A 24628-nucleotide genomic window follows, 5' to 3' on the forward strand; every position below is an offset into this window, starting at 1 on the left:
GCCCCACCCGCTGCGCCCGGCCGCCCCTGTCGGTGGCTCGTGGCAGGCTGACCGCGTGACCAGCCTCGACCCTGCCGAGATCCTCGGCCGGTTCTCCCCCGCCACCCGCTCCTGGTTCGACGCCTCGTTCCCGGGCCCGACCGCCGCCCAGCTGGGCGCCTGGGACGCGATCAGCCGCGGTGAGCACACCCTGGTCGTGGCCCCGACCGGGTCGGGCAAGACGCTGTCCGCCTTCCTGTGGGCGATCGACCGCATCATCACCACCCCCCGGGCCGCACAGGACCCGCGCCCCCGGTGCCGGGTGCTCTACGTCTCTCCGCTGAAGGCGCTGGCCGTGGACGTGGAGCGCAACCTGCGCTCCCCGCTGGTCGGCATCGGGCACGCGGCGGCCCGCCTGGGCTCCCCCTCACCCGGTGTCTCGGTCGCCGTCCGGTCCGGCGACACGCCGGCGGCGGAGCGTCGAGCCTTCGCCAAGGACGGCGCCGAGATCCTCATCACCACCCCCGAGTCACTGTTCCTGCTGCTCACCTCCCAGGCGCGGGAGGCGCTCAGCGGGGTGGAGTCGGTGATCATCGACGAGGTCCACGCCGTGGCGGGGACCAAGCGGGGGACGCACCTGGCGGTGACGCTGGACCGGCTGGACGTGCTGCTGGAGCGGCCCGCGCAGCGGATCGGGCTGTCCGCGACGGTGCGCCCGGTCGAGGAGGTGGCGCGCTACCTGGCCGGGGGGCGGCCGGTGACCACGGTGCAGCCGCCCTCGACGAAGAAGTGGGACCTCGAGGTGGTCGTCCCCGTGCCCGACATGAGCGACCCGGGGGCGACCGAGCGTCCGGAGGTGCCGGGCGCGTCCCCGGCGCAGCGGCGCACAGCTGGCGGCGACCGGGGCACCGGCGGGCAGGACGGTGGTGGGCAGGACGGTGGTGGGCAGGACATGGGTGCCCGGGGGCCGGACGACGACCCTGCCGACGACAGCCAGGGCATCGCTGAGGACGCCTGGCTGGCCGGCCCAGGACCGGTCCTGCCCGACCTCGTCGGGGAGGGCGGCATCACCGACGCCGAGTGGGCCCCGGCCCCGGACCCCGAGGAGCGGGTCTCGATCTGGCCGCACGTGGAGCGTCGGGTGGCCGGGCTCATCGAGGAACACTCCTCGACCCTCGTCTTCACCAACTCCCGCCGGGTGGCCGAGCGGTTCACCTCCCGGCTCAACGAGGAGTGGGAGGAGCAGCAGGAGACGACCGCCGGGACGGAGGAGTCCGCCCCCGGGTCCGACGAGCACGACGATGCGCCGGCTCAGGTGATGGGTCAGGCGGGCGCGAGCCGTGGCGCACCGCCGGCCCTGGCCCGGGCCCACCACGGCTCGGTGAGCAAGGAGCAGCGGGCCGTCATCGAGGACGCGCTCAAGACCGGTGCGCTGCCGGCCGTGGTCGCCACCAGCAGCCTGGAGCTCGGCATCGACATGGGCGCGGTGGACCTGGTCGTGCAGGTGGCCAGTCCGCCGAGCGTCGCCTCCGGTCTGCAGCGGGTCGGCCGCGCCGGCCACCAGGTCGGGGCGGTCAGCCACGGGGTGTTCTTCCCCACCCACCGGGCCGACCTCGTCCAGACCGCCGTCGTGGTCGAGCGGATGCGTGCCGGCATGATCGAGTCCCTGCGGGTCCCCGCCAACCCGTTGGACGTCCTCGCCCAGCAGGTGGTGGCGATGGTGTCGATGGAGGACTGGGCGGTCGACGAGCTCTTCGACGTGGTGCGCCGGTCGGCGTCCTACGCAGCCCTGCCCCGCCCCCTCTTCGAGGCGGTGCTGGACATGCTGGCGGGCCGCTACCCCGGGGAGGACTTCGCCGACCTGCGCCCCCGCGTGGTCTGGGACCGGGTCACCAACACCCTCGCCGCCCGCCGCGGCGCCCAGCTGCTCGCGGTCACCTCGGGCGGCACCATCCCCGACCGCGGCCTGTATGCCGTGATGCTCGCCACCGGCGAAGGGCCCGGCCGCCGGGTCGGGGAGCTGGACGAGGAGATGGTCTACGAGTCCCGGGTCGGTGACGTCTTCACGCTGGGCACCACCAGCTGGCGGATCGAGGACATCACCCACGACCAGGTGCTCGTCACCCCCGCGCCGGGGCAGATCGGCCGGCTGCCGTTCTGGAAGGGCGAGGCGCAGGGCCGGCCCGCCGAGCTGGGCGCCGCCGTGGGCGCCTTCCTCCGCGAGACGGCCGGGCACGCCCAGTCGGGGGGCAGCGCCGCCGTCGCGCGTCTGCAGGAGCGGGGCCTGGACGCCTGGGCGGCCCAGAACCTGCTCACCTACCTGGCCGACCAGCGGGAGGCGACGGGCCACCTGCCCGACGACCGCACGATCCTGGTGGAGCGCTTCCGTGACGAGATCGGTGACTGGCGGGTGGTCGTCCACTCCCCGTGGGGCACCCCCGTGCACGCACCCTGGGCGCTGTGTCTGGCGGCCCGGCTCCGGGAGCGCTACGGCACCGACGTGCAGGCCCTCGCCGCCGACGACGGCATCGTGCTGCGCCTGCCGGACCTGGGCGCCTGGGACGAGGACGGCACCCGCGCGGACCGCCAGGCCGGGGCCCAGCAGCTGGACGCCGAGATCGCCGAGCTGCTCACCCTGGACCCGGAGGAGGTCGCCGACCTGGTCACCCAGGAGATCGGCGGATCGGCGCTGTTCGCCGCCCGGTTCCGGGAGTGCGCCGCCCGCGCGCTGCTCCTGCCGCGACGCAACCCGGGCCGACGGCAGCCGCTGTGGCAGCAGCGACAGCGGTCGGCACAGCTCCTGGAGGTCGCTGCCCGTTACCCGACCTTCCCGATCGTGCTGGAGGCGGTCCGCGAGTGCGTGCAGGACGTCTACGACGTCGACGCGCTCGTCGACCTGATGCGCCGGGTCGCCGCGCGCGAGGTCCGGGTGGTCTCGGTCGCCAGCTCCAGCCCCTCCCCGTTCGCACGGTCGCTGCTCATGGGCTACCTCGCCCAGTTCCTCTACGAGGGCGACTCCCCGCTCGCCGAGCGACGGGCCGCGGCGCTGTCCCTGGACCCCTCCCTGCTGGGTGAGCTGCTGGGCCGGGGCGAGGGCGCGGCGCTGCGTGACCTGCTCGACCCGGAGGTCGTGGCACGCACCCACGCCGAGCTGCAGCGGCTGAGCCCCGAACGCGCCGCCCGGGACGCCGAGGAGGTACTGGACCTGCTGCGGCTGCTGGGTCCGCTGTCGACCCCGGAGATCCGCGAGCGCACCCAGGAGGAGCACCGTCCCCAGGTCGAGGACTGGCTGGGTGCTCTCGACCAGGCCCGACGGGTGATCCAGGTCCGGATCTCCGGCGAGCCCCGCTGGGCCGACGCGCAGGACGCGGGCCGGCTGCGGGACGCGCTCGGCGCGGCGATGCCGGTCGGGGTGCCGGCGGTCTTCCTCGAAGGGGTCGAGGACCCGCTCGGTGACCTGGTGGTCCGCTACGCCCGCACCCACACCCCGTTCACCGTCCCCGACCTGGCTGGCCGGCTCGGGCTGGGCACGGCAGTGGTCCGAGACGCGGTGCGCCGCCTCGTCTCCTCGGGCCGGATGGTGCAGGGCGCCCTGGTGCCGCACAGCACCGGCACCGACGACGTCTGCGACGCCGAGGTCCTGCGCCTGCTGCGCCGCCGTTCGCTGGCGGCGCTGCGCCAGGAGGTCGAGCCGGTCACCCAGGCGACCTATGCCCGCTTCCTGCCCCGCTGGCAGTCGGTCGGCGAGCTGCGCGGGGCGGACGGGCTGCTGCGGGCGGTGGAGCAGCTCGCCGGGGCCCGGATGCCGGCCTCGGCGATCGAGGCGCTGGTGCTGCCGTCCCGGGTGCAGGGCTACTCCCCCGGCCTGCTCGACGAGCTCATGACCTCCGGCGAGGTGCTCTGGCAGGGCCACGGCACCCTGCCGGGCGACGACGGCTGGGTCTCGCTGCACCTGGCCGAGACGGCACACCTGACGATGACGCCGCCGGCACCGGCGCCGACCTCGCCAACCGCCCAGACCACACCTGAGGACGCACCGGCCGGTGCGAGGCTGGTCGACCTGCTCGAGCGGACCCCCGGCGCGGCCTACTTCTTCCGCGCGCTCGCCGACGGCGTCGGCTCCACCGACGACACCGCCCTGATGGGCGCGTTGTGGGACCTGGTCTGGGCCGGCCGGGTGAGCGCCGACACCTTCGCCCCCGTCCGTGCCCTGCTCGGCGGCGGACGGACCGCGCACAAGGTGCGCCGCCCGCCCCCACGACCGGGCCGCTGGTCCCGTACCACCGTCGCCCTGGCATCCCGCCCCTCCCGCCCGGCACTCCCCGCCAGGTCCGGCCCGCCGACCGGTGTGGGCCGCTGGTCGCTGCTGCCCCCTGTCGAGGAGGACCCGACCGTCCGGGCCCTGGCCACCGCCGAGCAGCTGCTCGACCGCTACGGCGTCCTGACCCGCGGGTCCGTGGTCGCGGAGGGGATCCCGGGCGGGTACGCCGGGGTCTACCGCGTGCTGGCCACGGCCGAGGAGGCGGGTCGCGTCCGCCGCGGGTATGTGGTGGAGGGCCTGGGTGCGGCGCAGTTCGGCACGGCCGGTGCCATAGACCGGCTCCGGGCCCTGGCCGGGGACCTGCTGGAGGCCGGGCGCGGGTCGGAGGTGGTGCTGCTGGCCGCCACCGACCCGGGCAACCCCTACGGCGCAGCGGTGCCCTGGCCGGAGCGTGACGACGAGGCGACGCACCGGCCCGGCCGCAAGGCGGGCGCGATGGTCGTGCTGGTCGACGGTGCGCTCGTGCTCTACCTCGAGCGGGGCGGGCGCAGCGCGCTGACCTTCGCCGTGCCCGAGCACCTGGACCCCGACGACACGTGGGCCGCCGTCGCCCGGGCTCTCGTCGGTGCTGTCCGGGGGCAGACCCTCAGCGGCCTGACGATCGGCAAGATCGACGGGACCGGTGCCCTGAGCTCCCCGGTGCCGTTGGCCCGCGCCCTGGTCGACGCCGGCTTCCACACCGCGCCCCAGGGGCTGCGCCTGCGTCGGTGACCCCGACCGTGCGCCGGCGCCGAGCCGGGCCTGTCGGCAGCCGGAACCGTGAACGCGGGTGTACCGTCCGAGCACCGGCCGGGCGCAACCCGGCCCCGAGACCGGAGGTGCCGGATGCGCATGGTGGAGACGATCCCGTGGGAGGACGGCCTCCCGGGGCCGGTCGGGGTGGCTCCGTTCGGTGCGGTCGACCATGCGTTCAGCGGCATCACGTCGATGATCGGGCTGATCGCCTTCGCGGTCGTGGTGGTCGTCGTCCTGCGTCTGCTGCGGGCAGGGCGCCAGCTCGTGCAGAACGTGAACGAGGTCGAGCGGACGCTGCCCGCCCGCGTGGTCGGCAAGCGCACCCACACCCAGGGCGGTGGGGACAGCTCGGTGACGACCACCTACTACGCCACCTTCGAGCTCGACGGTGGCGACCGGCTGGAGCTCACGGTGCGCCACCACCAGTACGGCCAGCTGGTCGAGGGCGACCAGGGCCGGCTCACCCACCAGGGCACCTGGTTCCGCGGCTTCGAGCGCACCAGGATGACGCCGCTGCAGGGCCCGTGGGAGGCTCCTGGAGGTCCTACCCTCCTGCCACCGCCGCCGCCCCACTGACCCCCGCGGACCACATCCCGGCGCCCCGACGTGCGGCACCCGCACCGCAGCACCGGCACGCGGATCGGCCCCCCAGCCGGTCTTCCCCTGTCCGGTGTGAGGATGAGGGCATGTCCTTCCAGCCGACCCGCCGCACGGGGCTCAACCGAACCGTCCTGCTCTCCCCCGGGGCGCCGTGGCACGGTGCCCCCGCAGGCCGCGCCCTGGGTGCCGCCTCCCCGCTGGACGACGGACAGTGGTTGATTGCCCTCGAGCGCCTCGTCAGCAGCCTCGTCGAGCCCACCGAGCAGGACCGGTCAGCCCGCCCGGACTGGAGCGAGGACGACTGGGCCCGGTGGGCCCAGCTGGAGAGGATCGTGCTGTGCGGAGGCGTGCTCGCCGGCGGCCGGGGCGACCTGGTGCGGTCCTTGTTCCGGGCACCCGGCGAGCTGGGCCTGCCCCCGGTGGCGGTCGAGGTCGACCCCGACCCGCTCTCGGCCCCCCTGCGCGGGCTCACCGCCTGGCCGCCCGTCGGGGCGCCCACCCTGGTGCTCGACCTGGGGCACACCGCGGTCAAGGCCGCCGTCTCCACGGCGGTCGGCCAGCTCGGGCCGGTCACCGCCGTCCGGGTGCCCTGGACGCCGTTCGACCTCAGCACCTGGCCGGACCCGCCCACGCTCCTGGCGGTGGTGCGACAGGCGGCCACGCACGCCCTGGCCCACGAGGACCTACCGTCGGACGCCGCGCCCGCCGAGGCCCGGGTCGCGATCGGCAACTACGTCGTCGACGGCCGGCTGGACGAGGATCAGACGTGGGGCACCCTGGCCCGCTCCGGTGAGCCGGCCGACGAGCTGCTCTCCGCCGAGCTGGGGCTGCCCGTCCGCCTGCTCGTCAACGACGGTCAGGCGGCGGCCCTGGGTCGGGCGGGGCAGCGGCATACCGCGGTGATCAGCATCGGCACCTCGCTGGGGGTCGGCTTCCCGCCCAGCTCCGTCCCGACGCCACGGACACCGCCCGGACTAGGGTGAGCCCATGACCACGCGCCCCGACCCGTCGATCTCGGCGCTCCCCCTGCCCGGCCCGGACGACGTGCCGGAGGGCGTGCGGCGGCTCTGGGAGAAGTCCCGGGAGGCCTTCGGCTTCGTGCCCAACGTCTTCGTCGCGCAGGCCTACAACGGCGAGCAGTTCCAGGCGTGGTGGAACTACTTCAACCTGCTGGTCAACAAGGAGGGGCACCTGACCAACGCCGACCGCGAGCTGCTCGCGGTCGTGGTCAGCGGGCTGAACCGGTGCACCTACTGCGCGGTGTCGCACGGCGCTGCTCTCCGGCACTACAGCGGTGACCCGGTCACCGCCGACCTGGTCGCCGTCAACTGGCGCCAGGCCGACCTGTCCCGCCGGGAGGCGGCGCTCGCCGCCTACGCGGAGAAGCTCACCCAGACTCCGGCCGAGGTGACCCCGGACGACCTGGAGCCGCTGCGTGAGGTGGGTCTGGACGAGCACCAGATCCTGGAGGTGGTGCAGGTCATCGGGATGTTCAACATGACGAACCGGGTCGCGACGGCCCTGGCCATGGTGCCCAACGCGGAGTACCACTCCCAGGCCCGCGCGTCGAGCCCGCCGCCCGGGCCCTGAACCGGTGCCGGAAGGCGACGCGGTCTGGCGCACGGCCCGAAGGCTGCACACCGAGCTGGTGGGCCAGGTCCTGCAGGGGTCGGACCTGCGGGTGCCGGAGCTGGCGACCCGTGACCTGTCCGGACGGCGCACGATCGAGGTGGTCCCCCGAGGCAAGCACCTGCTGCACCGGCTCGAAGGTGGCCTGACGCTGCACAGCCACCTGCGGATGGACGGCTCGTGGAAGGTGCAGGGCTCAGGGGCTCGGTATGCCGCGGGCCGCCGGCACACCACGCGCGCCCTGCTCTGGACGGCGCACCGCGTGGCGGTCGGGGACCGGCTGGGCATGCTCGACCTGGTGCGGACCCGGGACGAGGACCAGGTCGTGGGTCACCTCGGCCCGGACCTGCTGGACCCGGGCTTCGAGGTGGCGCAGGCGGTGGCCAACCTGATGGAGCAGCCCCTCGTGCCGGTGGCGGAGGCGCTGCTGGACCAGCGCAACCTGGCCGGGATCGGCACGATCTGGGCCAGCGAGCCGCTCTTTCTGCACCGGATCAACCCCTGGGACCCGGTGGGGAAGGTGGGCGCCAAGGCGCTGGGCGAGCTGCTCGTCGCGACCCGCACGCTGATGGTGCAGGCCTGCCGGGTCGGTCGGCCGGCCACCACGGGACGCACCGGGGCCGGTGAGGAGACCTGGGTCTTCGGGCGCCGTGGCCGGCGCTGCCACCGCTGCGGCGCGACGGTCGAGCAGGGATCGGTGGGCAGGGCGCCGCAGGCGCGAGTCTTCAGCTACTGCCAAGGGTGCCAGGGCGCGCCGGCGGACGCCTGAGCCGGGGCGGCCCAGCGCCTCGACCTCAGGCTGCGGAGATGACGGTCCGGCCCTGCGGGTCGACCACCTTGCGGTGCCGCAGCGGCTTGGCCAGCCCCTCCGTCAGCACCGAGGTCATCTGCTGCTCCGCGGCCTCGGCCAGGCTCACCCGGTCGGCGACGTCGGAGAGCATGTCGGACAGGGGCACGTCCAGCGCCCGGCAGATCGAGGCGAGCAGCTCGGAGGAGGCCTCCTTCTCCCCGCGCTCGATCTCGGACAGATAGCCCAGCGAGCAGGAGGCCGACGCGCTGACCTCGCGCAGCGTGCGGCCCTGCGTCTGGCGGGTCTCACGCAGGGCGTCCCCCAGCTCTCGGCGAAGCAGCACCATCGTCTTCCCTCCTCATTGCCATCACGTCCCGGCCCTCGGCTGCCGGGAATGGTCTTCTACCGTACCCCGCCCGTCCGACAGGTGCGGGCCGAGGACCTCCAGCAGGAGCTCGAGGACGGCGGTCACAGTGTCTGTCCGGACCCGGGTCCGGTCACCACTCAAGGTCAACGCCCGATGGGCGCTCCGCTGTTCCCCGGCCACGGCGACGTGGACGGTGCCCGCGGCCTGACCGTTCGAGGGGCCGGGGCCGGCGACCCCGGTGGTGGACAGGCCCCAGTCCGCGCCCAGCGTCCCGCGGACCCCCTGCGCCATCGCGACGGCGCACGAGCGCGACACCGCACCCTCGTCCTCGAGCACCGCGAGGGGCACCCCGAGCACCTCGGCCTTCACCTCCTCGACGTAGGCCACCACGCCGCCCCGCACGCTCGCGCTGGCACCCGGGACGTCGGTGAGGGCGGCGGCGACCAGACCCCCCGTGAGCGACTCGGCGGTGGCGACAGTCTGTCCGTGGGCCTGCAGCGCGGCCAGCACCCGGGCTGCCAGCGGCGCCGCCGGCATCGTGGTCCTCAGGTCCTCAGGCCGCGCGCCGACGCGGGGACAGCGCCTGGCGCACATAGTCGACACCCGTGACCACGGTGACCACGAGCGCGGCATACATCACCAGCAGGCCGAGCTGGGCGAACCAGCCGGCCACGGGCAGGATGAGGATCGAGATGCCGACTGCCTGCAGCACCGTCTTGAGCTTGCCGCCCTTGCTCGCCGGGATGACCCCGCGCCGGATGACGATGAAGCGCAGGAGGGTGATCCCCAGCTCGCGCACGAGGATGACCACGGTCACCCACCACGGCAACCGGTCGATGACCGACAGCCCGACCAGGGCCGTGCCGATGAGCGCCTTGTCCGCGATCGGGTCCATGAGCTTGCCGAAGGCGGTGATCAGCCCCTGCCTGCGGGCCAGGTAGCCGTCCACCCAGTCGGTGCCGATGGCGACCAGGAAGACCGCGAGCGCCCACCACCGCAGGGAGGTGTCGTCGCCGCCCTGCGACATCAGCAGCCAGCCGAACACCGGCACCAGGAGGATGCGCAGCACGGTCAGCGCGTTCGGGACGTTCCAGGGCGAGGCCAGGGGTGCCTCCGGCGCGCTCGCGAGGTCGGGCCCGTCGGGATCGTGGATCATGCCTCCGGCTCCCGCGCGACCGGGACAGCCACGAGGTCGACCCCCTCTGTGGCGACCACCCTGGCGGTGACGAGGGAGCCGACGGCGAGGGACGGCATACCCCCCTCCTCGTCCTCCAGGTAGGTGACGCCGTCCACGTCGGGCCCCTGCTGGCCGGCGCGGCCGACGAGCCGACCGTCGTCCTCGTCGACGTCCTCGACGAGCACCTCGACGACGGTGCCGATCCGGTCCTCGGCCCGCTGCGCGGTGAGCTCCTCCACGAGGGCGCCGACCCGCGCGACGCGCTCCAGGATCGTGGCCTCGTCCAGCTTGCCGTCGTAGCCCTCCGCCTCGGTGCCGTCCTCGTCGGAGTAGCCGAAGACGCCGACGACGTCGAGCCTGGCCTCCTCGAGGAAGGCGGTGAGCTCGGCGAGGTCCTCCTCGGTCTCCCCGGGGAAGCCGACGATGACGTTGGTCCGGATCCCGGCCTCTGGCACCCGCGCGCGCACCTGCTCCAGCAGGGCCAGGAAGGACTCCCGGTCACCGAACCGGCGCATCCGGCGCAGCAGCGGCCCGGAGGCGTGCTGGAAGGAGATGTCGAAGTAGGGCGCGACCCCGGGGGTGCGGGCCATCGCGTCGAGCAGGTCCGGCCGGATCTCCGCGGGCTGCAGGTAGGACACCCGCACCCGGGCGATCCCCTCCAGGGACGCGAGCTCACCGATCAGGCCGTCGACGAGCCGCAGGTCGCCGAGGTCCTTGCCGTAGGAGGTGGTGTTCTCGCTGACGAGGAAGACCTCCTTGACGCCCCGCTCCGCGAGCCACTGCGCCTCGGCCACCACGTCCTGCGGCGGCCGGGAGACGAAGGCGCCCCGGAACATCGGGATGGCGCAGAACGCGCAGCGCCGGTCGCAGCCCGAGGCGAGCTTCAGCGGGGCCCACGGCCGGCCGTCCAGGCGCGCCCGCACCACGCGTGGCCCGCTCGCCGGCGCCACCTGCGCCAGGGGGGTCGAGGGCTCTTCGCGCGTCACCACCTCGCGAGGCGTGACGGGCTGGCCGGCGGGGCTGGGCTGCTGGTGGCCGGGGAGGGCCACCGCCGTGCTGGCGGTATGCCGTGCCACGGGCGAGACGGGCAGCAGGCGTCGCCGGTCGCGGGGCACGTGCGAGGCGGGGCGCTCCCCCTCGAGGATGCGCTGCAGGTGGCTGGACATGTCCGCGTAGGAGTCGAACCCGAGCACGGCGTCGGCCTCCGGCAGCTCCTCGGCGAGCTGCGTGCCGTACCGCTCGGCCATGCAGCCGACGGCGACCACCTTCTGGGTGCGGGCGGTGCGCTTGAGATCGCCGGCCTCCAGCAGGGCGTCGATCGAGTCCTTCTTGGCCTGCTCGACGAAGCCGCACGTGTTGACGACCGCCACGTCGGCCTCGGCGGCGTCCGACACCAGGGTCCAGCCCTCGGCGGCCAGTCGGCCGGCCAGCTCCTCGGAGTCCACCTCGTTCCGCGTACAGCCCAGGGTGACGACGGCGACGGAACGGGGGTGGGACATGGCGTCAGTCTACGGCCGGGTGGGACGGCCGAGGTCAGTAGCGCTCGCGGCCGCCACGGTCGGTGAGGTCCCAGGCGTCCTCCGACTCCTCCTCACCCTCGTCCTCGACGGAGGACCCGCTGACCGGGTCGTTGTCGTAGCGGGCGTCGCGGGGACGGGACCGGGCGTGGGGACCGGTCTGGTCGCCGTCGTCATACTCGCCGAACGCGTCCGCGTCACCCTCCTCGCGTGCCACCTCGGTGGGGTCGGCGTCGAAGGGAGCGGTGTCGGTCTCCGGCTCCGGGCGCGGCGCGGGCTCGTGGCCCTGGAGCAGTGCCAGCGTCTCCTCCAGCTCGTCCGGCTTGACCAGCACGTCGCGCGCCTTGGACCCCTCCGAGGGCCCGACGATGCCGCGGGACTCCATCAGGTCCATCAGCCGGCCCGCCTTGGCGAACCCGACGCGCAGCTTGCGCTGCAGCATCGAGGTGGACCCGAACTGGGTGGTGATCACCTGCTCGACCGCCTGCATCAGCAGGTCGAGGTCGTCGCCGATGTCCTCGTCGATCTGCTTCTTGGCCGGGGTGGCCAGGACCTCCTCGACGTAGGTGGGCTTGAGCTGGCCGGTGACGTGCGCGACGACGTCGTGCACCTCGGACTCGCTGACCCAGGCACCCTGCACGCGCAGCGGCTTGGAGGCGCCCATGGGCAGGAAGAGCGCATCACCCTGGCCGATGAGCTTCTCGGCGCCGGGCATGTCCAGGACCACCCGGCTGTCCGACAGCGAGGAGGTGGCGAAGGCCATCCGGGAGGGCACGTTGGCCTTGATCAGGCCGGTGACCACGTCGACCGACGGTCGCTGGGTGGCGAGCACCAGGTGGATGCCGGCCGCCCGGGCCAGCTGGGTGATCCGCACCACCGACTCCTCCACGTCACGGGGCGCCACCATCATCAGGTCGGCCAGCTCGTCGATGACGACCAGCAGGTAGGGGTAGGGCTGCAGGACGCGCTGCGAGCCGGGGGGCGGGGTGATCTTGCCCGAGCGGATCGCCTTGTTGAAGTCGTCGATGTGCTTGTAGCCGTAGGCCGCCAGGTCGTCGTAGCGGGTGTCCATCTCCTTGACCACCCAGCTCAGCGCCTCCGCCGCCTTCTTGGGGTTGGTGATGATCGGGGTGATCAGGTGCGGGATGCCCTCGTAGGCGGTCAGCTCGACCCGCTTGGGGTCGACCAGGATCATCCGCACCTCGTCCGGGGTGGAGCGCATGAGGATCGAGGTGATCATCGAGTTGACGAAGCTCGACTTGCCCGAGCCGGTCGCACCGGCGACGAGCAGGTGGGGCATCTTGGCCAGGTTGGCGATGACGTAGCCGCCCTCGACGTCCTTGCCCACGCCCATCACCATCGGGTGGGTGTTGTTGCGGGCCGCCTGGCTGCGCAGCACGTCACCGAGGTTGACGTTCTCCCGGTCGGTGTTGGGGATCTCGACGCCGACGGCGGACTTGCCCGGGATCGGCGAGAGGATCCGCACGTCGGCGGACGCCACGGCATACGCGATGTTCTTGGACAGCGCGGTGATCCGCTCGACCTTCACGCCGGGGCCGAGCTCGACCTCGTAGCGGGTGACGGTGGGGCCCCGGGTGAAGTCGGTGACCTGGGCGTCGACGTTGAAGTCCTCCAGCACGCCGGTGAGCGCGTCGACCACCTTGTCGTTGGCCTCCGAGCGCTCCTTGTGCGGGCTGCCGGGCCTGAGGACCGCGGAGTCGGGCAGGGTGTAGGTGACGTCCCCGGCGAGCTGCAGCTGCTCCACCCGCTGGGGCAGCTGGGTGGTCGGCGGCGGCTCCAGGGGTGCCTTGGCCTTGGCCTTCTCCACCGCGGTGGGCGGCTGCGGGCGCTTCTGACCGGGGCGCAGCCCGGCGATCTCCTCGGTCGTCTCCCCCGGCGCCTCCCGGCTGGCGGGGGTCGCTCCCCTGCCGGCGCTCGCCCGCTGGTCCGGGCCCTGGCCCTCGGGTGCGGGTCCGGAGGTGGGGCCGCTGCGGCGGCCGGCCCTGGGGGCGTCGCTCCCCTGCTCGGGGCCGTCCTCGGGACGCACCTGGGTCCGCGCCTGGGCTCGCGACTGGGTTCGCGCCTGGGTACGCGGTGAGCGCCCGCCCTCACCCCGCTCGACCACGGCCGCCTGCTCGAAGGCGACGTCGCCGTCCCGTTCCGCGTCGAGCTCGCCGGCCCGGCGCCGTGAGCGGCGGGCACGCGGGAGCACCTCCCCGGTCACGGGGTCGATCTCGTCGAAGCGGGCGGAGTCGAAGAGCTGCTGCTCGAGCTCGCGCAGGCGGTCGGGGATGCGGTGGACCGGGGTACGGGTGAGCACCAGGAAGCCGAAGACGCCGAGCAGGGAGAGCACCGCATACGCCCCGATGGGGGTGATCGCGGCCGAGATCATCGAGGACAGGATGAAGCCCAGGACGCCGCCGGAGGACTGCATCACCGTCAGGCCCTCGCTGTAGTCGGGCGCCCCGACGGCCAGGTGGGTGATGCCGGTGGCGGACAGCAGGAGGGCGATGGTGCCGATCGACATCCGGTTCGTGGCCTGCTGGTCGCTGGGCCGCCGGAAGAGACGCAGGGCGAAGAAGAGCAGCACCACGGGCAGCACGAGCGCGACCCGGCCGAAGGTCCCGGCCGTGACGGTGTGGACCGCATCGCCGAACATCCCGTCCAGCTGCCACCACTCCCGCAGGGCCACCACGATCGCCAGCGCGAGCAGGAGGAAGCCGGCACCGTCGCGCCGGTGCTCGGGCTCCAGGTCACGGGCGGAGTCGGTCATCGCGCGCACGGTGCCACCGGTGGCCCCGGCGACGCCGCGGAAGACCCGCCCCGGCAGGGAAGGCCCGTGGTCCGCCGGGGCGTTGGCCCCGCCCCGCGCCCCACCAGCGCGCGCACCACCAGCGCGCGCGGCGTTCGCCCGCGTGCTGCCCGACGGTGTGCCACCGGCGCGGCTCGCCGGGCGCGTCGAGGCAGCCTTGGCGCCGCCCGCGCGGGTGCTGGTCGTCGAGGATGCAGATTTGGCCACGATGGCACCGTACCCAACAGTCACGAGGGTCACAGCCGCCCCACGCCGCGCAGACGGGCATCAGGGCGCGCGCGCTGCTCCATACCTGCCCAAGATCCGTCCGAAAGATGGTGGTGCTCCGGCGCCAGCCTCACTACGGTGAGAGCGTGAACGAGGACCAGGGGAGCCCGCCGCCCATCCCGCCGTACCGACCCGAGCGGGTCGAGGCAGGGCCGCAGGACAGCCGCGACGAGCCGGGCCCCCTGGACCGGGCCCCGGACCGCACGGACCCTGCGGCCGCGGGGAAGCGCGCCAAGGACGCACCCCTCACCGACCGCCAGCGGGCACTGGAGTCGCTGGAGGCCAAGGCCGAGTTCCGCGGACACCTGACCATCTACCTGCTGGTCATGGCGCTGCTGGTCGGGATCTGGGCGTTCACCACCGGGTTCAGCGGCTTCTTCTGGCCGATCTTCCCGATGATGGGCTGGGGCCTGGGCGTGGCCATCCACGGCGTCAGCCTGGGCTGGGACAAGGACCCCACCGAGGAGGAGATCAACGCCGAGATCGAGCGGCTGCGGCGGCGGCAGTCGCGGGGCCGGCTGGAGGAGTGAGGCCGGCCGGTCGCCTCAGGCGTCGATGACGATGGGGATGATCATCGGCCGCCGGCGCAGCTTGTTGCCGACGAAGGAGCCGATCGTCCGGCGGATGACCTGCTGCAGCTGGTAGGTGTCCTGGACGCCGTTGCGCTCGGCCTCCTGCAGCGCCTCCACCAGGCGGGGCCGCACCTGCTCGAAGGCGTCCTCCCCCTCGGCGAAGCCACGGGTCTGGATCTCCGGGCCGGCGGCGAGCGCACCGGAGGAGGCGTCGCGCACCACGATGACGGTCACGAAGCCCTCGTCGCGCAGGATCCGGCGGTCCTTGAGCATGGTCTCGTCGGCCGCCCCCACGGTGGAGCCGTCGACGTAGACGTAGCCGACGTCCACCGCGCCGGCGACGCGGGCCTGCCCGTCGACGAGGTCGACGACCACGCCGTCCTCGGCCAGGACGACGTTCTCCTGCGGCACGCCGGTCGCCACCGCGAGATCCCCGTTGGCGACCAGGTGCCGCCACTCGCCGTGCACCGGCATGACGTTGCGCGGACGGACGATGTTGTAGCAGTAGAGCAGCTCCCCCGCGCTGGCGTGGCCGGAGACGTGGACGAGCGCGTTCTCCTTGTGCACGACCTTCGCGCCGCGGCGGGTCAGCCCGTTGATCACCCGGTAGACCGCGTTCTCGTTGCCCGGGATGAGCGAGGAGGCCATCAGCACCGTGTCGCCCTCGCCGACGTCGATCTTGTGGTCGCCGTTGGCCATCCGCGACAGCGCGGCCATGGGCTCGCCCTGGGAGCCGGTGCAGATCAGCACCTGCCGGTCCTCGGGCAGCTGGGTCAGCCGCCCGAGGTCCACCAGCACCCCGTCGGGGATGTGCAGGTAACCCAGGTCCGCGGCGATGCCCATGTTGCGGATCATCGAGCGCCCCACCATCGCCACCTTGCGGCCGGACTCGACCGCGGCGTCCAGCACCTGCTGCACTCGGTGCACGTGCGAGGCGAAGCAGGCCACGATGATCCTGCGGCGGGCGTCGTGGAAGACCCGCTCGATCGCCGGGGTGATGTTGCGCTCGGGCGTGGTGAAGCCGGGGACGTGCGCGTTGGTGGAGTCGGTCAGGAACAGGTCGACCCCCTCCTCCCCCAGCCGGGCGAAGGCGCGCAGGTCGGTGAGGCGACCGTCCAGCGGCAGCTGGTCCATCTTGAAGTCGCCGGTATGCAGCACCGTGCCGCCCGAGGTGCGCACGAAGACGGCCAGGGCGTCGGGGATGGAGTGGTTCACGGCCACGAACTCGCAGTCGAAGGGCCCGAAGGTCTCCCGGTCGCCCTCCCTCACCCCGAGCGTCAGCGGCGTGATCCGGTGCTCCTTGAGCTTGGCCTCGACCAGGGCGAGGGTGAGCTGGGAGCCCACCAGCGGGATGTCCCCCTTCAGCCGCAGCAGGTAGGGCACCGCCCCGATGTGGTCCTCGTGGCCGTGGGTGAGCACGACCGCCACGATGTCGTCGAGGCGGTCCTCGATCGGCCCGAAGTCGGGCAGGATGAGGTCCACGCCCGGGTGGTGCTCCTCGGGGAAGAGCACCCCGCAGTCGATGACGAGCAGCTTGCCCCGGTGCTCCAGCACCGCCATGTTGCGGCCCACCTCGCCCAGCCCGCCCAGGGGTATGACGCGCACGCCGCCGTCGACCAGGGGGGCGGGCGGGCTCAGCTCGGGGTGCGGGTGACTCATGGCCGCCGAGTTTACTGACGTGGCGCGCCCACTAGGCTGGCGCGCATGCAGGCCTACCTGGACCTCCTGGAACGGATCCGCACCGAGGGTGTGCGCAAGAGCGACCGGACCGGCACCGGCACCCTGTCGGTCTTCGGCCACCAGATGCGCTTCGACCTGACGGACGGGTTCCCGGTGCTGACCACCAAGCGCCTGCACCTGCGCTCGATCATCGGTGAGCTGCTGTGGTTCCTCCGCGGCGACACCAACATCGGCTGGCTGCACGAGAACGGCATCAGCATCTGGGACGAGTGGGCCGACGAGAACGGCGACCTCGGCCCGGTCTACGGCCACCAGTGGCGTTCCTGGCCCGACCCCGACGGCGGCACCATCGACCAGATCCAGCGCCTTGTCGAGGGCCTGCGCAGCAACCCCGACTCGCGCCGTCACATCGTGTCCGCCTGGAACGTCGCGGACGTCGACGACATGGCGCTGCCGCCCTGCCACACGCTCTTCCAGTTCTACGTCTCCCCCGCCGCCGCGGACGACCCGGACCAGCGCGGCTGGCTGTCCTGCCAGCTCTACCAGCGCAGCGCCGACACCTTCCTCGGGGTGCCGTTCAACATCGTCAGCTACGCCCTGCTGACCCACCTCGTCGGGCAGGTCGTCGACCTGCGCCCCAAGGACTTCGTGCACACCCTGGGCGACGCCCACCTCTACCTCAACCACCTGCAGCAGGCGCAGGAGCAGCTCACCCGCACGCCCGGCCCCCTGCCGACCCTGTGGCTCAACCCCGACGTCACCGAGATCGACGCCTTCGAGCTGGCCGACATCGAGGTGCGTGACTACGTCGCCGCACCGACGATCAAGGCACCGATCGCGGTATGACGCGGGGCCGGACGGTATGACGCGGGAGAGGTTCGCGCTCGTCCCCGCCGCCTACCTCGTGCTGCTGCGCGACGCGACCGACGGTGAGCACGAGACGGACGCCGGCCGGCGCGAGGTGCTCCTGCAGCTGCGGCGCGGCACGGCCTACTTGGACGGCTGGTGGGCCTGCGGCGCAGCCGGTCACGTCGAGCGGGGGGAGACCGTCCTGCAGGGTGCCGCGCGAGAGGCCCGCGAGGAGCTCGGCATCGAGGTACGCACCGAGGACCTCGCCCTGGCCGCGACCGTGCAGCGCACCTGCGTCGTGCCCTCGCGCCGTGGGAACCTCGAGGAGCGCGTCGATCTCTTCCTCACCGCCACGTCCTGGACCGGGGAGCCGACCGTCCAGGAGGCGGACAAGGCGGCCGAGCTGCGGTGGTGGCCGCTGGACGAGCTGCCCGAGCGGGTGGTGCCCCACGAGCGGGTGGCGCTGGAGTCGGTGGCCGCCGGCCAGCGCGGGACCTTCCATGCCCTGGGTTTCGACCAGCGGCTGACGCTCATCGCCGCCGTCGGGCGCAACGGCGTCATCGGCGACGGCCGCGTCATGCCCTGGCACCTGCCCGAGGACCTGCGCTTCTTCAAGGACACCACGATGGGTGGGGTGCTGGTGATGGGACGGGGCACGTGGGACTCCATCGGCCGGGCTCTCCCCGGCCGCCGCACCATCGTCGTCACCCGGCAGCGGGGCTGGTCCGCCCCGGGGGCCGAGGTGGCGCACTCGCTGCGCGAGGCGCTCGCGGTCGCCGGGGACGGGGAGGTCTTCATCGCCGGCGGCGGGCAGATCTACGCCCAGACGATCGGGCACGCCCACCGGCTGGTCCTCACCGAGGTCGACCTGGAGCCGGAGGGCCAGACCCGGTTCCCGGCCGTCGATCCCACGCTGTGGCAGGAGGTGTCCCGCGCCCCCGGCGCGCCCCCGGTGACGGCGTGGGTCACCTGGGAGCGGCGAGACCTGCGTCCTGCGCAGCACGCCGGGTGACTCGCGCCAGACGAGTCGCGGAGGCGCCGGTGCCTGCGTCGTAAGGTCGGAGGGTGCAGCCCAGCGACCTGACCCGCATCCGCCTCCTGTCCTCGCCCACGGTCCACCCGGAGTGCCGCGACGTCGTGCTGGCGATGAGCCGGCCCGACGTCGAGGAGAACCGCTACCGCAGCAGCCTGTGGCGCCAGCGGCTCTCCGCCGACGGCACGGCCGACGGTGACCTGCAGCGCTTCACCCACGGCACCCGGGACAGCAGCCCCGCCTACTCCCCCGACGGCTCGCGCCTGGCCTTCCTGCGCGCGGGCGAGGACGGGCCGGCGCAGCTGCACGTCATACCGGCCGCGGGCGGGGACGCCCGTCGCCTCACCGACACCGCGCTGGGGGTGGGTGCCTTCGCGTGGTCGCCCGACGGGCGCCGGATCGCGTATGCCGCCCGCGTCCCCGAGGAGGGCCGCTACGGCACCGACGAGAAGGTCAAGCCGGACCAGGAGGCACCGCGGCTCATCGAGCACAGCACCTACCTCGCCGACGGCCTGGGCTACGTGCTGGACCGGCCGAGCAAGATCTTCGTCGTGGATCTACACGCCGACCTCGACGCCGACCTGGACGAGCCGGCCACGACCGACGCCGCGGAGGCGGACGAGCTCCCCGAGAGCCGGCAGCTGACCACGGGAGACGGCGATGACCGGCAGCCGGTCTTCCTCGACGACGGACAGCGGGTCGGCTTCATCTCCTCGCGGGACGAGCGGGGCGGCTGGCGGCCGGACACCCTGGTCAGCGACCTGTGCTCGGTGGACCTGCGCGGCAAGGACTTCCGTCGGCACACCTCCGGGACCGGGTCGGTCAGCAGCGTGCACGTCGCCGCCGACGGTGCGGTCGTCTACGGCGCCAACGACCTGGGCCCCAGCGGCCAGGACTTCGTGGCCCGCAACGCCGTCCTGCACCGGCTCCCCCCGAACGGCACCGCACAGGACGGTGACGGGCTGACCGACCCGGAGGAGGACCACCTGGCCTGCGCGCCCGCCCTCGGTGTCGGCGGGACGCTCGTCGCGGCCGTCGAGCGACGCGGCGACACCGTGGTCCGCGACGTGGACACCGGGCAGACGCTGCTCGACGGGCACGTCTCGGTCAGCGACCTGGCCGTCGGGGGCGGGGTGGTGGTGGCGGTGGCCGGCACCCGCACCTCATACTCCGAGCTGTTCGTCGGGCCTGTCGGCGAGCGCCTCACCCAGGTGACCGACCTCGGCACCGCGCACCTGACCGGCACGGCGGCGCCCGTCGAGCCGGAGGAGCTGGAGGCACAGGCCGAGGACGGGTACCCGGTGCACGGCTGGCTGTTCCGACCCACCACGAAGGCCCGGCGGAAGGCTGGACACCCGGTCGTGCTGATGATCCACGGCGGGCCGTACACCCAGTACTCCGGCAACCTCTTCGACGAGGCGCAGGTGCTGGCGGGTGCCGGGTATGCCGTGGTGATGGGCAACCCGCGCGGCGGGTCGGGCTACGGCGCCACACACGGCCGTGCGGTCAAGGAGGCGATCGGCAGTGTCGACATGGCGGACGTCTCCGCTCTGCTCGACCACGCGCTGACCCTGCCCGGGCTGGACGGCACGCGGGTCGGGGTGCAGGGCGGCTCCTACGGCGGGCTGATGACCACCTGGCTGGTGGCGCACAGCGACCGGTTCACCGCAGCCATCAGCGAGCGCGCGGTCAACGCCTGGGACTCCTTCGCGGGGACCTCCGACATCGGCTGGTTCTTCGGTGACGAGTACGTCGGTGACCTCGCCCACGAGCAGTCGCCGCTGACCTGGGCCGACCAGATCCGCACGCCCACGATGGTCATCCACTCCGAGCGCGACTTCCGCTGCCCCCTGGAGCAGGGCCAGCGGCTCTATGCCCGGCTGCGCCGCAACGGGGTACCGACCAAGCTGCTGATCTTCCCCGGCGAGGGGCACGAGCTGAGCCGGGCCGGGCAGCCGCGGCACCGGGTGCAGCGCTTCGAGCACATCCTGGACTGGTGGCGCGAGTACCTGAGCTGACCGGACAGCGTCGACGAACGGGCCGACCATGGGTGGCGTGATGACGGACGGTGGGACGGCGGGCGGCGGGCCGGAGACCCTCGGGGCGCGGGACCGGCGGCTGCTGGCCTGGCTCGGGGCCGGGCTGCTGGCCGGCGGCATCCCCACGCACGAGGTGGAGCAGGACCTCCGCACCCTGGCCACCACCCTCGGGCACCCCCGTGCCCAGGTCGCCTGCCTGCCCCGCGGGGTCTGGGTCACCCTCTCCGCGGGTGAGCCTGCCACCTTCGAGGGGGTCGAGGGCGGACTGCGGCTGGAGCAGCTGGCCGACGGTTCCGCCCTGCTGGCCGGCCTGCGCTCCGGGCGGCTGTCCCCCGAGGAGGCCCTCGCCTCGCTGGCGACGCTGCGGGCCCAGCCGCACCGCTACAAGGTGCCCGGACTGCTGGCCGGCGGGGTGCTGTCCGGCGTGGGCATCGCGCTCGTCCTGGCGCCGGCCTGGCCGTCCGTGGCGTTCGCCGCGCTCCTGGCACCGGTCACCGTCGTGCTGATGGTCCTGTCCGGCCGCAACCGCACCATCTCGACCCTCACCCCGCTGCTCGCGGCGTTCATCACCGCGCTCGTGGCCTTCTCGGCCGCCTCGGCCGGCCTGGTCCCGGCACCGCTGTGGACGCTGGTCGCGCCGATCGCCGTCCTCCTGCCGGGAGCGACCCTGGTCACCGGGCTGGTCGAGCTGGCGGCGGGCTCGATGGTCGCCGGCACCTCGCGGCTCGGCCACGGCACGGTCCAGCTGCTGCTCTTCGCCATGGGGGTCGGCGCCGCGGCGGCTCTGCTCGACGTCCCCGCGGAGCTGCTCGACCCGACCCGTCCCGTCGAGCTGGGCTGGTGGGCGCCCCTGCTGGGCGTCGCCGTCGTCACCCTGGCGATCTCGCTCATGGAGTCCCTGCGGCTCTCCCTGGTCCCGTGGGTGATGGTCACCGCCGTGGCCACGTACCTCGGCCAGCTCCTGGGGCAGACCTTGTCCGACGCCCGGTGGGCCGGGGCGTTCCTGGGCGCCGTGGTCGCGATCCTGGCCGCCACCGTGGTCGAGTTCGTCCGACCCCAGCTGCCCCGGTCCGTGGTCTTCCTGCCCAGCTTCTGGCTGCTGGTGCCGGGCTCCTTCGGCCTCATCTCGGTCACCCAGCTCGAGGCCGGTCCGGCGGTCGCCTTCTCCGCGGTCGTCGCGGTGACCCTGGTCATCGCCGCGATCGCCCTGGGCATCGTCGTCGGCGCCAGCCTCGCCTTCCCGCTGCGGCGGGCCGCCCGCCGGGTCGGGCTGCTGCACGTGCTGCGGCTGCTGCGCCGCGGCTGATGCTGTCTGTCGATCACCCCGCGAGCAGGGTCCGTGGCAGCGGCACCCCTCGGACAAGGACAGGCTGCCGGCTGGCCACCGGCGGCCGGGCGGGTGTTCAGACCGGGGGGATGCCGCGGTGCCGGGAGGAGAAGTGGCGGTCGCGGCGCGCGGCATACCGGAACCGGCGGATGATCTCCTCGCGCAGCTCCTCGGGCTCGACGACGGCGTCGATGACGAGGTCGGCGGCCAGCCGCTCCAGGTCGACGTCCTCCAGGTACTCCGCCCGGCGCTCCTGCACGAACCGCTCCCGCTCCTGCTCGTCGGTGAGCCCGGCGATCTTGTTGGCGTAGACGGCGTTGACGGCCGCCTCGGGCCCCATGACCGCGATCCGGGCGGTGGGCAGCGCGATCGTCGCCTCCGGCCCGAAGCCCGGACCGCCCATGGCGTAGAGGCCGGCTCCGTAGGCCTTGCGGACCACGACGCACAGCTGGGGCACGGTCGCCTCGGAGACCGCGGAGACCATCTTGGCGCCGTGCCGGATGATGCCGCCGCGCTCGACCTCCGAGCCGATCATGAAGCCGGGCACGTCGGCCAGGTAGAGCAGCGGGATCCCGTAGGCGTCGCACAGCCAGATGAACCGGGTGGCCTTGTCGGCGGAGTCGGTGAACAGCACCCCGCCCTTGACCGCGGAGTTGTTGGCCAGGATGCCCACGGTCTGGCCGTCGATCCGGCCCAGCCCGACCACCAGCTCGGCGGCGAAGAGCGGCTTGATCTCGAAGAAGCTGTCGTCGTCCACCAGGCCGTCGATGACGTCGTGCACGTCGAAGGGCACCGACTCGGACTCGGGGACGGTCTGCCGGTCCAGCGGCACGGCGGGCGGCTCGGCGGCGTAGTGCGGTACCGGGTCGTGCCAGGTCTCGGGCAGGTAGGAGAAGAAGTGCCGGGCCAGCTCGATCGCCTCGACGTCGTCGCCGGCGAGCAGGTCGCCCACGCCGGAGACGGTGCAGTGCATCCGGGCCCCGCCCATCTCCTCCAGGCTGACCTTCTCCCCCACGACCATCTCGGCCATCCGCGGGCTGCCGAGGTACATCGAGGCGTTGCCCTCGACCATGATGATGAGGTCGGTGAAGCTGGGGATGTAGGCACCGCCGGCGGCCGACGGCCCGAACAGGCAGCAGATCTGCGGCACCTTGCCGGACAGCGCGACCTGGTTGTGGAAGATCCGCCCCGCGCCGCGCCGGCCGGGGAAGAGGTCCACCTGGTCGGTGATCCGCGCGCCGGCCGAGTCGACGAACCAGAAGAGCGGCAACTCCTCGCGCAGCGCGGCCTCGGTGGCGCGGATGATCTTCTCCACCGTCCGCGCGCCCCACGAGCCCGCCTTGACGGTCGGGTCGTTGGCCACGACGATCGCCGGCCGCCCGTCCACCTCGCCGCGACCCGTGACCACGCCGTCGGCGGGCAGCCCGTCGGCGGTGGCGTTGGCGTAGCGCCCGTCCTCGACGAAGGTGCCCTCGTCGAAGAGCAGCGCGATCCGGTCGCGGACGTAGAGCTTGCCCTGGCTGTCCAGCTTCGCCCTCGCGCGCTCGGTCGGCTCCGCCGAGGCCCGGTATGCCGTCCCCAGCCGGTCCCGCAGGTCGGCGACCCGGGGGTCGGGGTGGGGGTTGGGAGAGGTGGGCGAGCTGCTCATACCGCTCATCGTGTCAGGCTCGTCACTGAGGACACCCCGCCGCTCAGGCGGGGAGGCCGAGGCCACGGGCGATGAGCATGCGCTGCACCTCGGAGGTGCCCTCGCCGATCTCCAGGATCTTGGCGTCGCGGTAGAACCGGGCGACGGGGTACTCCTCCATGAAGCCGTTGCCGCCGAAGATCTGCGTGGCGATCCGGGTGGAGCTCACCGCGGCCTCGGTGGCGTAGAGCTTGGCGATCGCGGCGGCCTGCTTGACCTCGGCGACCGAGCGCTTGCCCGCCGCCTGCTGCTCGCGCAGCCAGGCGGCCCTGTAGGTGAGGGTGCGCGCGGCCTCGGTCATCACCGCGAGGTCGGCGACCTGGAAGGAGACGCCCTGGTTGACCGCGATCGGCCGGCCGAAGGCCAGCCGCTCCTGGCTGTAGCGGGTGGACTCCTCCAGCATCCGCTGGCAGCAGCCGACGGCGAGCGCGGCGATGGCGATCCGGCCGTCGTCGAGGGTCTTGAGGAACTGGCGGAAGCCCTGGCCCCGCTCCCCCAGCAGGTTGGCCTCGGGCACCCGGGCGCCCTCGAAGGTCAGCCCGTGGGTGTCGGAGATGTGCCAGCCGAGCTTGCGGTAGGCCGGCTCGACGGTGAACCCCTCGGTGCCGTTGGGCACGATGATGGCGCTGATCTCGGGCCGGCCGTCGGCCAGCTCGCCGGTCCGGGCGGTGACCGTGACCACGGAGGTGATCTCGGTGCCGGAGTTGGTGATGAAGGCCTTGGCGCCGTCGATGACCCACTGCCCGTCCGCCAGCCGTGCCCGGGTGCGGGTGGCACCGGCATCGGAGCCGGCCTCGGGCTCGGTCAGGCCGAAGCCGGCGAGCGCGCGACCCTGGACGAGGTCGGGTAGCCAGCGTTCCTTCTGCTCCTGGCTGCCGTAGGTCTGGATCGGGTTGATGCCCAGCCCGACCCCGGCCTCCAGGGTGATCCCCATCGACTGGTCGACGCGACCCAGCTCCTCGATGGCCACGCAGAGGTAGGAGAAGCCGTCGTGCCCCATACCGGCCCCGCCGAACTCCTCCGGCGCCTCCAGCCCGAACAGGCCCAGGTCACCCATCTGCGGCACCAGGTGCGCGGGGAAGTGCCCGTCGCGGTCCCACTGCTCGACGTGCGGCGCGATCTCGGCCTCGGCGAACTCGCGCACCAGGCGGCGGAAGTCCTCGTGGTCCTGGCTCAGCTCGAACATGCGTGTCCGGTCCCTCTCAGCGGTGGTGGTGGGTCGTCGTGGGTCGTCGCGGGCTCGGGGG

General features: G+C 73.4%; 18 protein-coding genes. 10 read left to right on the top strand and 8 right to left on the bottom strand.

Features of this window, described 5'->3' with window-relative positions; genetic code table 11:
• Positions 1 to 55: 55 nt before the first annotated feature.
• From ESZ52_RS13120 to ESZ52_RS13140, 5 genes are all read left to right on the top strand, one after another.
• Positions 56 to 5011 carry an Lhr family ATP-dependent helicase gene (locus ESZ52_RS13120; RefSeq protein ID WP_202865340.1) on the top strand — a complete coding sequence of 1652 codons (4956 nt, stop codon included), beginning with the start codon at positions 56 to 58 and terminating at the stop codon, positions 5009 to 5011.
• Positions 5012 to 5125: 114 nt separating this feature from the next.
• Positions 5126 to 5611, top strand: a complete 486-nt coding sequence (locus tag ESZ52_RS13125) for a DUF2500 domain-containing protein (RefSeq protein ID WP_202865341.1) — start codon at positions 5126 to 5128, stop codon at positions 5609 to 5611.
• 110 nt (positions 5612 to 5721) lie between these two features.
• Entirely contained in the window at positions 5722 to 6618 is an 897-nt protein-coding gene (locus ESZ52_RS13130) for a hypothetical protein (RefSeq protein WP_131105323.1), read from the top strand.
• Positions 6619 to 6622: 4 nt separating this feature from the next.
• Complete coding sequence (locus ESZ52_RS13135) at positions 6623 to 7225, top strand: peroxidase-related enzyme (protein ID WP_131105324.1); 603 nt, start codon at positions 6623 to 6625, stop codon at positions 7223 to 7225.
• Between the two features lie 4 nt (positions 7226 to 7229).
• Positions 7230 to 8033: a DNA-formamidopyrimidine glycosylase family protein gene (locus ESZ52_RS13140; protein ID WP_131105325.1), complete on the top strand. Its 804-nt coding sequence runs from the start codon at positions 7230 to 7232 to the stop codon at positions 8031 to 8033.
• A gap of 25 nt (positions 8034 to 8058) precedes the next feature.
• Here ESZ52_RS13140 and ESZ52_RS13145 read toward each other — a convergent pair whose 3' ends face one another.
• Genes ESZ52_RS13145 through ESZ52_RS13165 form a run of 5 tightly spaced genes read right to left on the bottom strand, consistent with a single transcriptional unit; the run spans position 8059 to position 13888 of the window.
• Positions 8059 to 8400, bottom strand: a complete 342-nt coding sequence (locus ESZ52_RS13145; RefSeq protein ID WP_131105326.1) for a helix-turn-helix domain-containing protein — start codon at positions 8398 to 8400, stop codon at positions 8059 to 8061.
• 21 nt (positions 8401 to 8421) lie between these two features.
• Positions 8422 to 8958, bottom strand: a complete 537-nt coding sequence (locus tag ESZ52_RS13150; RefSeq protein ID WP_131105327.1) for a CinA family protein — start codon at positions 8956 to 8958, stop codon at positions 8422 to 8424.
• Between the two features lie 16 nt (positions 8959 to 8974).
• Positions 8975 to 9577: a CDP-diacylglycerol--glycerol-3-phosphate 3-phosphatidyltransferase gene (pgsA, locus tag ESZ52_RS13155; RefSeq protein ID WP_131105328.1), complete on the bottom strand. Its 603-nt coding sequence runs from the start codon at positions 9575 to 9577 to the stop codon at positions 8975 to 8977.
• Positions 9574 to 11097 (bottom strand): 30S ribosomal protein S12 methylthiotransferase RimO, encoded by a 1524-nt coding sequence (gene rimO, locus ESZ52_RS13160; RefSeq protein WP_131105329.1) that lies wholly within the window; start codon positions 11095 to 11097, stop codon positions 9574 to 9576. The genes pgsA and rimO overlap by 4 nt, the downstream gene beginning before the upstream one ends.
• A 34-nt stretch (positions 11098 to 11131) precedes the next feature.
• Positions 11132 to 13888 carry an FtsK/SpoIIIE family DNA translocase gene (locus ESZ52_RS13165; protein WP_131106631.1) on the bottom strand — a complete coding sequence of 919 codons (2757 nt, stop codon included), beginning with the start codon at positions 13886 to 13888 and terminating at the stop codon, positions 11132 to 11134.
• A 392-nt stretch (positions 13889 to 14280) separates the two neighbouring features.
• Between ESZ52_RS13165 and ESZ52_RS13170 the strand changes: the two genes are divergently transcribed.
• On the top strand, positions 14281 to 14724 hold the full coding sequence (locus ESZ52_RS13170; RefSeq protein ID WP_238154431.1) for a 2TM domain-containing protein: 444 nt from the start codon (positions 14281 to 14283) through the stop codon (positions 14722 to 14724).
• 15 nt (positions 14725 to 14739) lie between these two features.
• Here ESZ52_RS13170 and ESZ52_RS13175 read toward each other — a convergent pair whose 3' ends face one another.
• Positions 14740 to 16425, bottom strand: coding sequence for a ribonuclease J (locus ESZ52_RS13175; RefSeq protein ID WP_131105330.1), 1686 nt, complete (start codon positions 16423 to 16425; stop codon positions 14740 to 14742).
• A 45-nt stretch (positions 16426 to 16470) separates the two neighbouring features.
• Between ESZ52_RS13175 and ESZ52_RS13180 the strand changes: the two genes are divergently transcribed.
• From ESZ52_RS13180 to ESZ52_RS13195, 4 genes are read left to right on the top strand one after another with little or no spacing between them, the layout of a single operon-like run.
• The gene (locus ESZ52_RS13180; RefSeq protein ID WP_131105331.1) at positions 16471 to 17292 is read left to right on the top strand and encodes a thymidylate synthase; all 822 of its coding nucleotides are present in this window, start codon (positions 16471 to 16473) and stop codon (positions 17290 to 17292) included.
• Between the two features lie 16 nt (positions 17293 to 17308).
• Positions 17309 to 18307 (top strand): dihydrofolate reductase, encoded by a 999-nt coding sequence (locus ESZ52_RS13185; protein WP_131105332.1) that lies wholly within the window; start codon positions 17309 to 17311, stop codon positions 18305 to 18307.
• Between the two features lie 53 nt (positions 18308 to 18360).
• A complete protein-coding gene (locus ESZ52_RS13190) occupies positions 18361 to 20346 on the top strand; it encodes an alpha/beta hydrolase family protein (protein ID WP_131105333.1) in 1986 nt (661 codons plus the stop codon).
• Positions 20347 to 20386: 40 nt separating this feature from the next.
• Positions 20387 to 21673 (top strand): threonine/serine exporter family protein, encoded by a 1287-nt coding sequence (locus ESZ52_RS13195; RefSeq protein WP_131105334.1) that lies wholly within the window; start codon positions 20387 to 20389, stop codon positions 21671 to 21673.
• Positions 21674 to 21770: 97 nt separating this feature from the next.
• Here ESZ52_RS13195 and ESZ52_RS13200 read toward each other — a convergent pair whose 3' ends face one another.
• On the bottom strand, positions 21771 to 23342 hold the full coding sequence (locus tag ESZ52_RS13200) for an acyl-CoA carboxylase subunit beta (protein ID WP_425600016.1): 1572 nt from the start codon (positions 23340 to 23342) through the stop codon (positions 21771 to 21773).
• Between the two features lie 43 nt (positions 23343 to 23385).
• A complete protein-coding gene (locus ESZ52_RS13205) occupies positions 23386 to 24567 on the bottom strand; it encodes an acyl-CoA dehydrogenase family protein (protein ID WP_131105336.1) in 1182 nt (393 codons plus the stop codon).
• Positions 24568 to 24628 lie beyond the last annotated feature (61 nt).

The sequence above is a fragment of the Ornithinimicrobium sufpigmenti genome (genome assembly GCF_004322775.1).
Classification (GTDB): domain Bacteria; phylum Actinomycetota; class Actinomycetes; order Actinomycetales; family Dermatophilaceae; genus Ornithinicoccus; species Ornithinicoccus sufpigmenti.